Here is a 13,968-nt window from a genome sequence, read left to right as displayed (position 1 = left end):
CCTTGTGCAGGCTATTGGCGGTGTGGGGCCTAATGAAGCACCGGTGTCAGCACTGGCTTGCCGGCGAAAAAGGCATCGAGGTTACGCAGGACCAACGTCACCGTGGCTTCTGCCGCCTCTGGCGATTGCCCGGCGACATGGGGCGTCAATACCGTGTTCGGAAGCGACTTGAGGGTGTCGGGAACATCAGGTTCCTCGTCGAACACGTCCAGGGCCGCACCGGCCAATTGACCGCTCTGCAGTGCCTGGGTCAGGGCCTGGGTATCGACGACGCTGGCCCGAGCGATGTTGACCAGGTAGCCCTGGGGGCCGAGCGCCTTCAGCACCTGTGCATTCACCAGGTGGCGAGTGTCGGCGCCGCCGGGTGTGGCGACCACGAGAATATCGACTGCCTCGGCCAGGGCCGGGACGCTGTCATGGCCGGTGTAGGGCAACGCCGGTCGTGGTGTTCGGTTGTAGTAGCTCACGGGCATGTCGAACCCCTGGTGTGCGCGCTTGGCAATGGCCTGGCCAACGGCGCCCATGCCCAGAATGCCCAGGCGTTTACCTGTGACCGATGGGCTGATCACGCGCTGCCATTGGCCAGCGCGGGTACTGGCGTCGGCTTGCGGGATGTTGCGCAGCAGTGCCAGGAGCATGGCCATGGCGTGATCGGCCACGGCGTCGGCGTTGGCGCCGGCGCCGTTGGTGACGGTGATGTGGCGGGCACGGGCGGCTTGCAGGTCGACCTGCTCATAGCCGGCGCCGATGACGCAGATGATCTGCAGGTTGGGCAGTGCGTCGATTTCCTTGGCTGTCAGGCCGAGGGGGCCGCGGGTGAGGACGGCGTCGATGCGGGGGCCGTTTTGCTCGATGGCCTGGGTGCGCAGGTCGGGGGTCTGGGCGAGGATGAGGTGGTAGCCGGCGTTTGTCAGCAGGGGGAGGTAGGTGTCTACGGTTTCGACCAGGACCAGGATTGTCTTGTGCATGATGCCTCCGGGTGGGTTGGGGATTATGCGGAGGGGGTGGGTGGTGGAGTCAATGGGTATTATGGGTGGGGGCTGTATGGGAGGCGGGAGTGGGATTTGGGGGCGGGCGCTTTGTAATTAGCTTGATCTTGAATTGGACTCTGCGGCTTTTGGACTTTGAACTTTGGACTTTGGACTTGGGACTTTGAACCTGGGACTTGGGGCTCAGGTCTTTGAGGCTGGAGTTGGATTGTTAGCATGGGCATTTATATTGAGTAGGTATTCATTGGCTAGGGTGGCGCACAGTCACCCTTCCGCCCTTACGGCGGCTCACTTTTTGTCTTGTCAAAAAGTAAGCAAAAACCGCCTGCTCCTATCATCCGGCCCCTACGCTACGCTCCGGGGTTCCCTCGCTCCGGGCTTGCTCCCGGGAGGACCGCGCTGCAGGCCCCATCCTGGGGCCCAGCGCTTGACAGGCATCCATGCCTGTCACCTCCCTCCGCAAGCCCTGCGCTCGGCCTCCTGAAGTCGCGATCTGCGGGGTCTGAACTACCGCGCGCTTAGAAGCAAGATCAAGATCAAGATCAAGATCAAGATCAAGAGCGGCTATTTCAATGGACTGGCGCTCTTTGGGATGAAGTGTCTTGGGTCAAGCATTCATTTTGCTCATTGCGGTGCAACTGCTTTGCACAATATTACAAGGCAATCCCATTTAATGTAGGAGCGGTCTTGTGCCGCGATGGGCCGCGCAGCGGCCCCAGGTTGTCGGTTAGAACGCCTATATAACTAAGGCTGCTGTGCGTCGCATCGCGGCCGGCCGGGTGTCGAAAAAAACTACTGCCCAAAAGCCCGCCCCAGCCCCCCAGGCACACCACTGCTGTCGGTCTGCTGCCACGGTCCATCCGGGCTCACCGACCAGCTCCAGCCATTGTCGAACCGGTAATACGTTCGCTGGCGATAGAAGGTATTGGGCTTCTTGTCCAACACATACACGCCCAACTTGGGGTCCCAATGGCTCGCCCCGCCCGGCGGCGGCGCAAAGCTTGCCGAGGTGCGCGGCACTGGCTTGGCTGGCGGTGCAGGCTTGCTCCCAGGCCCTGTAGGCTGCCCACCCGGCAGCGGCGTGACCACCGGGCCCTTGGGCGGCAGCCGTTCGATCGGTGGTTCAGGCTCAGGCTGCGAAGAAGGCCCATGCACCGTACAGGCCGACAAACCCAGCGCCAGGGTGATCAGGGTGAGGCGTACCGTCGCGTGCATAGGAAACTCTCTTACGAATCAGGGCTGTCGATGATCAGGCGCTGCTGGGCCTGGGTCGTATTGGGCAAAGGCGCGCTCTGGCCAACCCACTCACCACGGGTCGGCTGCCCATCCTTGGAAACACGCGCAACCAGTTGGACTTCGGCGAAATCGGACAGTTTCATCTGCGCCATCATCGCATCCGCATCTGAAAGCTCGACCTCGATCGGCAATTGCGCCACCGTCACCCGCTTGGCGGCAAGCGGCATGGGCGGGCCACTGCTGGCGCGGGCGAAAATGAAGACGGTGTCCTGTGCCTTTACCTTGTCCCGCAAAGCCGGCGCCAATTCCACCCGCACCTTCAAACGCACCGCAGCAGGTGCCGGCACCTGAGCGGTCTGAGTGCCCAACCGCTCGGCCGCACGGTCAATGCCACCCTGCAATGCAGCGCGCGAAGCATCTCCTTGCGGCAACTGCGCCAACAACCGCTTCCAGTACGCGATAGCCTCCTGATAGCGCTCACCTTCAAATGCCGCAATTCCACGCAGGCCCAGGCTGGTGACCTCGTTGGGGTCGGCTTTGAGCGCTTCGTCAGTCAATGCCTGCAGTTGCGCACTCCAGCGCTTGTCGGCCGCGAAATACAGGGCCTGGGCCCACTGGCCCAGTAACTCGGGCTGGCGACCGGCCATGGCCACTGCGCGCTCGAACGTGCGGGCCGCCTCGGCAGGGCGTTGTTCGGCCATGTAGGCACGGCCCAGGAAGTACACGGCCTCGGCTGAATCAGGTTGTGCCTGGACCACTCGCTCCAGACGTGCCGTCATCTCTTCCATCGACTTCGGTGCCTGGGCAAATTCCTGGGTCAGGGCCACTTTGTCCGCCGCACCGAAGTGCAGGTACAGCCCCATCGCCAGCAGCGGCACCAGGACGGCTGCCAGCAACGGCAAGGCCTTGCCCAATTGACGCTGCCTGGCGGGTTCGGCGCCCTCGGTGTCGGCCAGCAACTCCCGGGCGGCTTCATCGCGGCCCTGACTCAATTGCAGGTCATCGAGCACACCCGATGCTTGCTGCGCGGCCAGCGCGTCGATGCGTTCCTGATAGAGCGCCACGTTGAGCGCTGTTCGGTCTTGCTCCTGCTGGCGGCGATGGCCACGCAGGATCGGGATCAGCAGAAAGCTGAGGGCCGCGAGCAGCAACAAGCCCGCGCTAAGCCAGAATTCAGTCATGGGTACGTTCTTTTTCCAGCAGGTTGGCCAGCCGTGCGCGCTCCTCGGCTGACAATTCATCAGTGCCTTGCACGGACGCCAGGCGACGACGCCGTACAATCACCGCCAATACGGCAAACCCGCCGGCCAGCAGAATGCCCGGGCCGAACCAGAGCAACCAGGTCCGGCCGCTCAGCGCCGGCTTGTAGCGCACGAAGTCGCCATAACGGTCCACCATGAAGTCGACGATTTGCTGGTTGCTCTTGCCCTCCCCCAGCATGCGGAATATTTCCCGGCGCAGGTCAGCCGCAATGGGTGCGTTGGAGTCGGCGATATCCTGGTTCTGACACTTGGGGCAGCGCAATTCCTTGGTCAGTTGCTGGTAGCGCTCACGCTCGGCCTGGTCACGAAACTGGTAGGTATCGATGGCGGCCTTGGCTACCCCACCCACGCACAGGCTCAAGGCCAGGGCTGCGAACCAGCGCTTCATGGTGTCGCCTCGTCGAGCAGCGCCTGGTAGCGTGGCGCCAACTGTTCTCGCCAAACGCTGGCATCGACCACGCCCACATGCTTGTACCGAATCACGCCATCGCCATCGATCAGGAACGTCTCCGGCGCACCGTACACACCCAGGTCCAGACCTAGGCTGCCCTGCTCGTCGCTGATGTCGAGCAGGTAGGGGTTGTGGAACTCGGTCAGCCACTTCTGCGCTGCGGCGTTGTCGTCCTTGTAGTTGACCCCGTAGATGACCACACCCTGGGAAGCCAGCTGGTTGAGATAAGGATGCTCGACTTTGCACGACGCACACCAGGTGGCCCAGACGTTGACCAGCGCAGGCCGGCCCTGCAGGTCTGCCTGGGTAAGCGTACGGTCGCCCTGGGTGGAAGCCAGCGAAAAGACCGGGAACGGTTTGCCGATCATTGCCGAGGGCAATTCATCGGGCTTGAGAAACAAACCCTTGTACAGGAACACCGCCACCAGCAGGAACACCGCCAGGGGCACCACCATCAACCAACGTTTCATGCAACTGCTCCAGACACGCCCAGGGCCTCACGCACCCGGGACTTGACCTTGACGCGGTAGCGCCGGTCGAGGGCCGCCAGCAATCCGCCTAGGCCCGTCAACAGACCGCCCAGCCAGATCCAGCGAACAAAGGGCTTGATATGCACACGCACCGCCCAGGCACCGTTTTCCAAAGGCTCCCCGAGGGCCACGTACAGGTCGCGGGTAAAGCCTGCGTCGATCCCGGCCTCGGTCATCATCGACTGCTGCACGGTATACAAGCGTTTCTCCGGGTGCAGGGTGGCCACAGGACGACCCTCGCGGCTGACCACCACTGTGCCCTTGTCGGAAATGAAGTTGGGCCCTTCGAAGTGCCTGGCGCCCTGGAACAGGAAGTGATAACCGCCCAGCTCCACGCTTTCGCCCGGAGCCATTCGCAGATCACGCTCGGCGCTATTGTTGCTCGACAGCACCACCCCGAGGGCACACACCGCAAGCCCCAGGTGAGCGACCTGCATCCCCCAGTAACTGCGCCCCAGCCCAGGCAGCCCCTTGAGCAGCCCTTTGTGGCGCGTCTTGTCGAACACATCGCGCAGCCCTCCGAGCACCACCCAGGCAGCCAGAGCGAACGTGGTCAGTACCTGCCAGTCGAAATCGTCGACGATCAGGCCCGCCACCGGCGCCAGCACGGCGCTGCCGACGAGGACCGGCGTCATCATGCCCAGCAGCCACTTGCCAGGCGTATCCTTCCACCGCACCACTACCCCTACCCCCAGCACCAGCATCAACAGTGCCATCAGCGGCAGGAACAGGGCATCGAAATAAGGCGGGCCTACCGAAAGCTTGGCGCCGGTCAGGGCGTCGAGCACCAGCGGGTACAAGGTGCCTAGCAGGATCATCGACGCTGCAACCACCAGAACCAGATTGTTCGCCAGCAGCAGGGTTTCGCGCGACCACAGGGCGAACCCCACCTGGCTCTTGACCACCGGCGCACGCAGGGCGAACAGGGTCAGCGAGCCGCCGACCACGAACAGCAGGAAGAACAGAATGAAAATGCCGCGCGAGGGGTCGGCGGCAAAGGCATGCACAGAGGTGAGCACCCCGGAACGCACCAGGAACGTCCCTAGCAGGCTCAGTGAGAACGCAGCGATGGCCAACAGAACGGTCCAGCTTTTGAACACCCCGCGCTTCTCTGTCACCGCCAGGGAGTGGATCAGCGCCGTCCCTACCAGCCAGGGCATGAACGATGCGTTTTCCACCGGGTCCCAGAACCACCAGCCACCCCAGCCCAGTTCGTAGTACGCCCACCAGGAACCCAGGGTGATACCCACGCCCAGGAAGGCCCAGGCTACCAGGGTCCAGGGCCGCGACCACCGGGCCCAGGCGGCATCCAGACGCCCGCCGAGCAAGGCGGCGATGGCAAAGGCGAAGGCGACCGAAAAGCCGACATAGCCCATGTACAGCATTGGCGGATGCACGATCAGGCCAATGTCCTGCAGCAGCGGGTTGAGGTCACGGCCATCGACAGGCACCTGAGGCAGCAGGCGCTGGAACGGGTTGGAGGTGATGATCAAAAAGCTCAGAAAGCCCACGCTGATCATGCCCATGACCGCCAGCACCCGGGCGAGCATCACCTGGGGCAATTGCCGCGAGAACACCGACACGGCAAAGGTCCAGCCCCCCAGAATCAGCGCCCAGAGCAGCAGGGAGCCTTCATGCGCCCCCCAGACTGCGCTGAACTTGTAGTACCAGGGTAATGCGCTGTTCGAGTTGCTGGCCACGTAGGCAACCGAAAAGTTGTCGGTCATGAAGGCGTGGGTCAGGCACGCGAACGCGAACGTCAGGAAGGCGAACTGCCCCCAGGCTGCGGGCCGCGCCAGGCTCATCCACAAGCTGTCACCACGCCACGCCCCGAGCAGCGGCAGGCTGGCCTGCACGGCAGCGAAACAGATGGCCAGAATCATCGACAGTTGACCGAGTTCAGGTATCACCAACGCTGCGTTCATGGCCGCTCCCCCGTCTGGGCTGCCGCCTGGCCGCTTTCCTTCAGCGCCTTGCTGACTTCGGGAGGCATGTACTTTTCGTCATGCTTGGCCAGCACTTCGTCGGCCACCACCACGCCGTCGCCGTTGAGCTTGCCCAAGGCCACGATGCCCTGCCCTTCACGGAACAGGTCCGGAAGGATGCCGCGGTACGTGATGGGCACGGACTTGTTGAAATCGGTGACCACGAACCGCACGTCCAGCGAGTCGGAGGAGCGTTGCACCGAGCCCTGTTCGACCATGCCGCCGGCGCGGATACGCGTGTCCAGCGGAGCCTCGCCATTGGCGATCTGGGTGGGGGTGTAGAACAGGTTGATGTTCTGTTGCAAGGCAGTGAGGGCAAAGCCCACGGCAACCCCCACGCCGACCAGCAGACCGATGATGAGCAACAGGCGTTTCTTGCGCTGCGGATTCACTGCGTTTTCTCCCGGCGCAAGCGGCGCGCCTCTTCTTGCAGGTAACGGCGCCGGGCCAGCACCGGTACGGCGACGTTGAGCGCCAGCACAGCGGCGCAGATGCCGTAGGCCGACCACACATAAAGGCCGTGATGACCCATGGCGATAAAGTCGCCGAAACTGGCGAAACTCATGGCACGGCCCTCCCACCCAGGCTGTTCGATACCTCTTCCTTCACCCAACTGGCACGCGCCTCGCGCTTGAGCACCTCAAGGCGCATGCGCATCAGAAGCACCGCGCCGAAAAAGCAGTAGAAGCCCAGCGCCGTACACAACAGCGGCAACCACATGTCGGCGGGCATCGCGGGCTTTTCGGTCAGGGTGAAAGTGGCGCCCTGATGCAGCGTGTTCCACCACTGGACCGAATACTTGATGATGGGGATGTTCACCACCCCAACGATGGCCAGCACGGCGCAGGCTTTCGCCGAGCTGTCACGATTACTGATTGCCTGGCCCAGCGCAATGATGCCGAAGTACAGGAACAAGAGGATGAGCATCGAGGTAAGGCGCGCATCCCACACCCACCAGCTGCCCCAGGTTGGCTTGCCCCAGATGGCCCCGGTCACCAGCGCCACGGCGGTCATCCAGGCGCCGATGGGGGCGGCGCATTGCAGGGCGACATCGGCCAGCTTCATCTTCCACACCAGCCCCACCACACCGGCCACCGCCAGCAGGACATAACAGGACTGCGCCAGCATCGCTGCCGGGACATGGATATAGATGATGCGAAAGCTGTTGCCCTGCTGGTAGTCCTGGGGCGCAAAGACCAGCCCCCAGACCGTGCCAACCACTAGCAATACAACGGCAGCGATGGACAGCCAGGGCAACATGCGCCCGCTAATGGCGTAGAACCATTTCGGAGAGCCCAGCTTGTGAAACCACGTCCAGCTCATTTTCATCAGGGTGCATCCAGGGTATTGGCCAGGCTTCAAAGCCCAGGCTCGTTATTCGCCGACGCTGATTTTCAGGCCGGCGGCGATCGCAAAGGGTGCCAGGGTCACGGCCAGGGCCGTCAGGCTGGCGAGCCAGAGCAGGTGGCCAGCGGCGGGCATATTCTGCAACGCCGCCTGCAAGGCACCACTGCCCAGGATCAATACAGGGATATACAACGGCAGGATCAGCAACGCCAGCAACAAACCGCCGCGCTTGAGGCCGACCGTCAGCGCGGCGCCCACTGCGCCCAACAGACTCAATACCGGCGTACCCAGCAGCAGCGAGCCCAGCAGTACCGGCAGGCAGTGCCCTGGCAAGCCGAGCATCAGCGCCAGCAAAGGTGCCAGCAACACCAGCGCAAGCCCGGAGAACAACCAGTGCGCCAGCACCTTGGCCAACACCATCAGTGCCAGCGGATGCGGCGAGAGTACCCACTGCTCCAGTGAACCGTCCTCGAAATCGCTGCGAAACAGGCCATCGAGCGATAACAACACCGCCAGCAATGCGGCCACCCACACCAGCCCCGGGGACAGGTTCTGCAACATCTGGGTCTGCGCGCCAACCGCCAAGGGGAACAAGGCCACCACGATGGCGAAGAACACCAGCGGGTTGGCAAGCTCCGCAGGACGGCGGAACAGCAACCGCGCCTCGCGCCGCAACAACAGGGTGAAGACGCTCATGCTGCCCATTGCCCCAGGTTGAGTTCTCGGTAGCCCGCAGGCGTGTGGGACAAGGTGTGGTGGGTGGTCAGCACCACGGTGCCACCGTGTTCGCAATGGCCGGCCAAGTGGGCCTCCAGGTCCGCGACACCCTGTTTGTCCAGGGCAGTGAACGGTTCGTCCAGGATCCACAACGGCGCAGCTGCCAAGTGCAGGCGCGCCAGGGCCACGCGGCGTTGCTGCCCTGCCGACAAAGTATGGCAGGGCACGTCCTCGAAACCACGCAGCCCAACGGCAGCCAGGGCCTGCCAGATCTGTTCGCGGCTGGCTGGACGGTGCAGCGCGCACAGCCAGGTCAGGTTCTCTTCGGCCGTGAGCAGTTCCTTGATGCCCGCAGCATGGCCAATCCACACAAGGCTGCTGGCCAACGCATGCCGCTGTTCATCCAGCGGACGGCCACCGAGCAGGATCTGACCGGCGGTCGGCTGCATCAGGCCAGCCAGCAGGCGCAGCAGGCTGGTCTTGCCGCTGCCGTTGGGGCCGCTGATCTGTAGCATGTCGCCGGGCCGCAGCTCGAAGGCAAGGTGCTCGAACAGCAGACGCCAGTCGCGCTCGCAGGCCAGGCCCACGGCTTGAAGATGAAGGGTCACGGTTTCGCCTTATCGTTCTAGGGTTCGGGTGACGGTGCCCGGAGCCCTGCCACTCAAGTCGCCCGATGCGCTGCCGTTACAGTGGCAACTACGGGCGGGCGGCATTATTACATGCACAGCCCTGCTGCCAAGAGGCTGAGCGCCTAAGGTTGTATACAATCATGACTGAAATCAATAGTCTCGGCCCGCAAACCGTCACTGGAGCCCAAGCGATCAAGGCTGCCATGACCGGCGAATTGCTGCGCCTCACCCAGGCTCAACCGGGTTTGCTGAGCCCTGGGGAGACGGCGCAGGCCGAAGTGGTTGCCATGCGCCAGACTGGCCAGGAGTTCCAGTTGGTATTGCGCTTGCTGCAAGCCAACGGTCTGCAGACTCAACTGCAAGCCAGCGCCAGCCAGCCTTTGCCCCAAGGCAGCCAAGTGACCGTCAGCCAACCTGAAGCCGGGCGTCTGGCCATTTTGCTGCAGCAGGCCAGCGCTAGCCAAATCGCAACCCTCACCCGCCTGGATACTACGCAGGTACCGGTCGGTACCCTGGTGCAGGGTAAGGTCATGACCAACCAACTACTCCCTGAAGTACCGGGTCAGCCTGCAAGCTACCGGGCGCTGGTGAGCCTTCTCAATACCGCCCAAGCCGGTGCCGTGCTGGCCGTGGACAGCCCCCGACCGTTGGCAATCGGCAGCCTGCTCAGCGCACGGGTACAGGACGACCAGTCGCTGCAGTTCGTCCCCCTGGCCGGCAGGCAGGATCAATTGGGCATCGCCCAGCACCTTGGCAGCCAGCAGAACCGTCAGGCGTCGCTGCCAGGCCTGCTGGCCGGTTTGCAACAGTTGGCACGCGACGCCGGGACTGACAGCGCGCTGCGCACGACCGTCGAACGATTGCTTGGCGCGCTGCCGACAGTCCAGCAACTGGGGGATGCCAAAGCCGTTGCTCAGGCGTTGCTCAACAGCGGCGCCTTTCTCGAGGCCAAGTTGATGACAGGGGCGACAGCCACGCTGGCCACTGACCTTAAGGCAAACATGCTGCAATTGATCAACCAGATCAGTGCCAGTAGCGCCCTCGGGACACCAGCGGCGAGCGTGGCCGCGGCCATGCCCGCCCTGGTCCGAAACGCCCTGGGCATGCTGGAGCGGGTAAGCCCCAAACCCCAGCCCGGCGCGTTCCCCCTCCCCTCCAGGTTATTGCAGGCGATGGAAGAAGAAGGGGACCTGGAACAGCTGCTGCGCCTGGCAGCAGCCGCCGTCTCTCGCCTGCAAAGCCACGCCATGAGCAGCCTGCAGCAAAGCGGCACGCTGGAAAACGGCAACCTGCAGACCACTTGGCAGACCGAAGTGCCCATTCGCCATGGACAGGATTTCGTGCCCTTGCAAATCAAGCTTCAGCGCGAAGAGACACCTCAGCAGCAAGCCGACCGCGAGCGTGAGGCGCCTGAAACGCTGCAACCGTTGTGGCGTATCGAGCTGGCTTTCGATCTGCCGCCGCTCGGGCCGCTTCAAGTCCAGGCCCAGCTGACACAGGGCCGTCTGAACGGCCAGCTGTGGGCCGAACGCGAACAGACCGCCCGCCTGATCGAAGGGCAGCTTGGCGCGCTGCGTGAGCGCCTGCTGGCCCGCGGTCTGCTGGTCGATGATCTGCACTGCTACCCCGGCAGGCCTGCACAAGGCTCACGTACCAGGGTCGAACAACGTTGGGTGGATGAAAACGCATGAGTAACCCTAACCCGCGTCAGGCCGTGGCGCTGAGCTACGACGGGCAGCAGGCGCCGACACTGAGCGCCAAAGGTGACGATGAGTTGGCAGACGCCATCCTGGCCCTGGCCCGCGAACATGAAGTGCCCATTTATGAAAACCCTGAGCTGGTTCGTTTACTGGCGCGTCTTGAACTGGGCGAACAGATCCCTGAGGCGCTGTATCTGACCATCGCCGAAGTCATCGCTTTCGCCTGGCAGCTGCGCGGCAAAGTACCACCGGGCTTCGAGGACACCCCGGCTGAGCCGAGGGACATTACCCCGGCGCACTTGCGTTTGCCTGAAGGGTAGTAGTTGGCTACGACCCAAAACTGCAGGCGCATCGACACTGTATCGGCTCTATCCACTACATGAGTCGATAACCATGGCTACTACCTTCGTCAACTCAGTCGGCCAACGGTACGTGCGTAATCACCTGCGCAACATACCGCGCCCAGATCGCCAGGCCGCCGCTGCTATACGCGAGTGGGCTCAGCGGCAAGGCCATGACCTGGATCCGGATCAGACGGATGTCGTCACCTTGCACTACCGGGGCGATGAGGCCGTCGTGATGCAACGGCTTTCGCTGACCCAGGCGGTGCTGTCGAACTGGCAGGGGGAAACCTGCAAGAATCTGTTGGGGCAGCTGCTTCCTGGCGAGTGGGCAGGTCACATGCCATCGCGCCCGTTCAAAATCGTCAACCGCCTGCCCGAGAATAGCGTGCTGGACAACAGACCTGCCTATTCGGTCTTCAATGGGCTGTTCCGCAGAACCCAACCCGCACGCTACGACAGCTCGACCCACCTGCCCATCGACGTCGAAGCCATGCAGCACGCCATCTGGGAGCTGGATTTTCACACCCGTTTCGTCGCCATGCTCGACGATTACTGGCACAACGCCCGTGACAGCCACCAGCAATGCCTGCAAATCGGCTTCGTAGCGGCTTGCAACAAGCAAGTGCAAGAGGGCTCGCTCAGCGACACGGCGCGCCAGATGCTCTGGGAAGCAGCAGGCCTGGCGCCTCGCGCTACCAGTCTCAGAATCCGGGCGCTCAATGTCTATGGCTACACAGCCACCGACCTGATCGCAATCGCTGACCAGCACAGGCGCGGGGTGGTGCTGTACCTTCCAGGTAATGCCTCGCCTTTCCATGAGTTCGCAAGCCTGGACAGCATGAAAGACTGGTTTGGTGACCAGTGCCGCGTTGCAGAGAAGCGTGAGGCACTGCGCCGATATTTCCGGCTAGCCGATACGCCAGACGGGCTGGACTTCAGCGGCTTGGATACGGCGCTCGAGGGGTTAGGCGCCTATCCTGCCGTTTATCATCGATCGCCCAATCGTTCCGGTTTCACAACCGATGGTCAGTGGCCGCCGCGGCAATACGTCTACTACAAGACCAAACAGTACAGCCCGTCGATCAAGGATGACTTGTTTGCCGTGCTTACTGAGCGTCAGCGCGTGCGCAGTTACGCCGATGCGGACTTCATCATCACCAGTGACCAAGCCGTGACCAAGGCAAAATGGCGAGGCTATGTGCTCGCCTCGATCAATTTACTGGCACCACTGGCGATCGTGATTCCTGCCCTGGCACCTATGCTTGCGTTGGCAGGCGCCGCTCAGTTTGGCCTGGGCCTGGATCAGGCCATCAATGGCAAGACACTGGAGGACAAAGCGCAGGGCGTCAGCAACACGGTTTACGGACTGTTCAACGCCCTCCCCCTGGTTGGCGAGGCCACGACGCGCGCAACAGAAGTGTTCTGCGCACAACGCTCGCGCTTCTTCACGCCCATCCGTTTGAACGACCAATTGGGCTACCCGCTGAGCCCGATAAACCCACCGCATTTTTCCGAGCCGGACATCGGCGATTTCTTCGGCGATGCGCTGCAGCCCGTGCCGGCTGACGATAGCCCGGTCGCGCGATCCATCATTCGAATACCTGTCAGTGAGCAGGGACCCGCGCAGCTGCAAGGGGAAATCGGCGGTTACAACGCAAACGTGCTGTACGACAGTGAACACGATGCTTTCATCGTCGATGATGCAGTCAACGATGTGGACCCAACCTATTACCAGGTGACCCCGGGCCATCGTGGCCTTACCCCAGTGGATATCACGACGCGCCCGGTTACCGACGAAATGCGCACGGCAACGCTCAGGGGCCTTGGTATTGATCTGCCATTACCGCTCGATATCCCTGCCGTCGACCACTCGGCGGCTCAGCCTATTCCCAAAACCATTTCCAGCCTATGGGTAGGCAACAAGATCATCGCGCCTGAGCTTGTAGACAACTTGGCCGCCAACGCAGAGCGCCTGAGCAACAGCAATTACAGTTACCGCCTGTACGTGTCCAAGGCAGAACCCCAGGCCTTTGAAGCCAATCGGCAACTGCTCAATGAACGCGCGCCCAGGCTTGAAGTGCTGCCTTTGGAGGAGCAGCCGTTCTATGCGCACTTCACTGAAAGCGTGAATTTCGAGCAATACCAGCATGCCACCAGCGATCCTGGGGCCAATTACGCTTCGGCATCGGACATCTTGCGCTATTCAATGCTCGACAGTTTGGGGGGCATCTACATGGATGTCGACGATTCGCTGCTACCCCATCCCGAGGCACCGCAGGACCCTGCTCGCGCCGCTATCGAAACCGTCGAACTGGCCACGACACAGGACGGTTTCATCCTGGGTGACCCTACAAACAACGATACGCTCGGCATGCACTGCCACTACAACACCAACATGATTGGCACTCATCCTTCAAACCCCAACCTGCAGGCGATCAGCGATCTCATGCACGAACGCTACCAGGCCATGCCAGACTTTTATCAGCACAGGCCCATCACCGGCACTGCCGGTTTCAAGGCGTATGCCAGACGCCTGAATCACTTGACGGGCCCCGCAGTGCTCAATGATGTGATCGATCAGCACCTACCCCGGCTCTACTGCTTGCGCCAACTCACCAACCTGCACACATTGCCACAGACCAAACCGCTGTTTCTGACCATTGGCAAGACGCAGGCGGTAAAGGCGGCGATTACCCACGACTTGGCACTGGGCAATGTTGCACAAGTGGGCAACTACCATTCGTGGGGCAAACCTTGAAACGCACAGGGCGACTGGCG

Annotated in this window: 14 protein-coding genes; 3 read left to right on the top strand and 11 right to left on the bottom strand. The window is 62.4% G+C overall.

The genetic code is table 11. The features are described 5' to 3' along the window. Window positions 1-29: 29 nt before the first annotated feature. From FH041_RS02175 to ccmA, 11 genes are all read right to left on the bottom strand, one after another. Window positions 30-968 carry a 2-hydroxyacid dehydrogenase gene (locus FH041_RS02175; RefSeq protein WP_027915978.1) on the bottom strand — a complete coding sequence of 313 codons (939 nt, stop codon included), beginning with the start codon at window positions 966-968 and terminating at the stop codon, window positions 30-32. An 813-nt stretch (window positions 969-1,781) separates the two neighbouring features. Further along, window positions 1,782-2,204: a hypothetical protein gene (locus FH041_RS02170; protein ID WP_027915977.1), complete on the bottom strand. Its 423-nt coding sequence runs from the start codon at window positions 2,202-2,204 to the stop codon at window positions 1,782-1,784. Window positions 2,205-2,215: 11 nt separating this feature from the next. Then, window positions 2,216-3,406 (bottom strand): c-type cytochrome biogenesis protein CcmI, encoded by a 1,191-nt coding sequence (gene ccmI, locus FH041_RS02165; RefSeq protein ID WP_027915976.1) that lies wholly within the window; start codon window positions 3,404-3,406, stop codon window positions 2,216-2,218. Beyond that, window positions 3,399-3,875, bottom strand: a complete 477-nt coding sequence (locus FH041_RS02160) for a cytochrome c-type biogenesis protein (RefSeq protein ID WP_027915975.1) — start codon at window positions 3,873-3,875, stop codon at window positions 3,399-3,401. The genes ccmI and FH041_RS02160 overlap by 8 nt, the downstream gene beginning before the upstream one ends. Then, window positions 3,872-4,408 (bottom strand): DsbE family thiol:disulfide interchange protein, encoded by a 537-nt coding sequence (locus FH041_RS02155; RefSeq protein WP_023533963.1) that lies wholly within the window; start codon window positions 4,406-4,408, stop codon window positions 3,872-3,874. The genes FH041_RS02160 and FH041_RS02155 overlap by 4 nt, the downstream gene beginning before the upstream one ends. Continuing rightward, window positions 4,405-6,378 (bottom strand): heme lyase CcmF/NrfE family subunit, encoded by a 1,974-nt coding sequence (locus FH041_RS02150; RefSeq protein ID WP_173645908.1) that lies wholly within the window; start codon window positions 6,376-6,378, stop codon window positions 4,405-4,407. Before FH041_RS02150 ends, FH041_RS02155 begins: the two co-directional genes overlap by 4 nt. 11 nt (window positions 6,379-6,389) lie before the next feature. Continuing rightward, window positions 6,390-6,845: a cytochrome c maturation protein CcmE gene (ccmE, locus tag FH041_RS02145; protein ID WP_110607609.1), complete on the bottom strand. Its 456-nt coding sequence runs from the start codon at window positions 6,843-6,845 to the stop codon at window positions 6,390-6,392. Continuing rightward, window positions 6,842-7,018 (bottom strand): heme exporter protein CcmD, encoded by a 177-nt coding sequence (gene ccmD, locus FH041_RS02140; RefSeq protein WP_023533952.1) that lies wholly within the window; start codon window positions 7,016-7,018, stop codon window positions 6,842-6,844. The genes ccmE and ccmD overlap by 4 nt, the downstream gene beginning before the upstream one ends. Continuing rightward, on the bottom strand, window positions 7,015-7,782 hold the full coding sequence (locus tag FH041_RS02135) for a heme ABC transporter permease (protein WP_027915972.1): 768 nt from the start codon (window positions 7,780-7,782) through the stop codon (window positions 7,015-7,017). Before FH041_RS02135 ends, ccmD begins: the two co-directional genes overlap by 4 nt. A gap of 45 nt (window positions 7,783-7,827) precedes the next feature. Further along, window positions 7,828-8,496: a heme exporter protein CcmB gene (gene ccmB / locus FH041_RS02130; protein WP_027915971.1), complete on the bottom strand. Its 669-nt coding sequence runs from the start codon at window positions 8,494-8,496 to the stop codon at window positions 7,828-7,830. Further along, a complete protein-coding gene (gene ccmA / locus FH041_RS02125; protein ID WP_140174139.1) occupies window positions 8,493-9,125 on the bottom strand; it encodes a cytochrome c biogenesis heme-transporting ATPase CcmA in 633 nt (210 codons plus the stop codon). The genes ccmB and ccmA overlap by 4 nt, the downstream gene beginning before the upstream one ends. Before the next feature lie 161 nt (window positions 9,126-9,286). Here ccmA and FH041_RS02120 point away from each other — a divergent pair, with 161 nt between their 5' ends. The 3 genes from FH041_RS02120 to FH041_RS02110 all read left to right on the top strand — a co-directional run bounded on the left by FH041_RS02120 (window position 9,287) and on the right by FH041_RS02110 (window position 13,948). Continuing rightward, window positions 9,287-10,837, top strand: a complete 1,551-nt coding sequence (locus tag FH041_RS02120; protein ID WP_128610315.1) for a flagellar hook-length control protein FliK — start codon at window positions 9,287-9,289, stop codon at window positions 10,835-10,837. Next, the gene (locus FH041_RS02115; RefSeq protein ID WP_027915968.1) at window positions 10,834-11,166 is read left to right on the top strand and encodes an EscU/YscU/HrcU family type III secretion system export apparatus switch protein; all 333 of its coding nucleotides are present in this window, start codon (window positions 10,834-10,836) and stop codon (window positions 11,164-11,166) included. The genes FH041_RS02120 and FH041_RS02115 overlap by 4 nt, the downstream gene beginning before the upstream one ends. A gap of 73 nt (window positions 11,167-11,239) precedes the next feature. Further along, window positions 11,240-13,948, top strand: a complete 2,709-nt coding sequence (locus tag FH041_RS02110; protein WP_140174138.1) for a dermonecrotic toxin domain-containing protein — start codon at window positions 11,240-11,242, stop codon at window positions 13,946-13,948. Window positions 13,949-13,968 lie beyond the last annotated feature (20 nt).

It is taken from the genome of Pseudomonas sp. SWI7 (assembly GCF_006351945.1).
GTDB classification, from domain to species: domain Bacteria; phylum Pseudomonadota; class Gammaproteobacteria; order Pseudomonadales; family Pseudomonadaceae; genus Aquipseudomonas; species Aquipseudomonas fulva.
The sequence above is the reverse complement of the archived record's forward strand: the minus strand, read 5'-3'. Positions and strand labels throughout refer to the sequence as shown.

Coding starts and splice junctions, on each gene's coding strand:
- ccmI (WP_027915976.1), bottom strand. CDS start 3,406: ATGACTGAATTCTGGCTTAGCGCGGGCTTGTTGCTGCTCGCGGCCCTC.
- FH041_RS02160 (WP_027915975.1), bottom strand. CDS start 3,875: ATGAAGCGCTGGTTCGCAGCCCTGGCCTTGAGCCTGTGCGTGGGTGGG.
- FH041_RS02110 (WP_140174138.1), top strand. CDS start 11,240: ATGGCTACTACCTTCGTCAACTCAGTCGGCCAACGGTACGTGCGTAAT.
- FH041_RS02175 (WP_027915978.1), bottom strand. CDS start 968: ATGCACAAGACAATCCTGGTCCTGGTCGAAACCGTAGACACCTACCTC.
- FH041_RS02155 (WP_023533963.1), bottom strand. CDS start 4,408: ATGAAACGTTGGTTGATGGTGGTGCCCCTGGCGGTGTTCCTGCTGGTG.
- FH041_RS02120 (WP_128610315.1), top strand. CDS start 9,287: ATGACTGAAATCAATAGTCTCGGCCCGCAAACCGTCACTGGAGCCCAA.
- FH041_RS02115 (WP_027915968.1), top strand. CDS start 10,834: ATGAGTAACCCTAACCCGCGTCAGGCCGTGGCGCTGAGCTACGACGGG.
- ccmB (WP_027915971.1), bottom strand. CDS start 8,496: ATGAGCGTCTTCACCCTGTTGTTGCGGCGCGAGGCGCGGTTGCTGTTC.
- ccmD (WP_023533952.1), bottom strand. CDS start 7,018: ATGAGTTTCGCCAGTTTCGGCGACTTTATCGCCATGGGTCATCACGGC.
- FH041_RS02170 (WP_027915977.1), bottom strand. CDS start 2,204: ATGCACGCGACGGTACGCCTCACCCTGATCACCCTGGCGCTGGGTTTG.
- FH041_RS02135 (WP_027915972.1), bottom strand. CDS start 7,782: ATGAAAATGAGCTGGACGTGGTTTCACAAGCTGGGCTCTCCGAAATGG.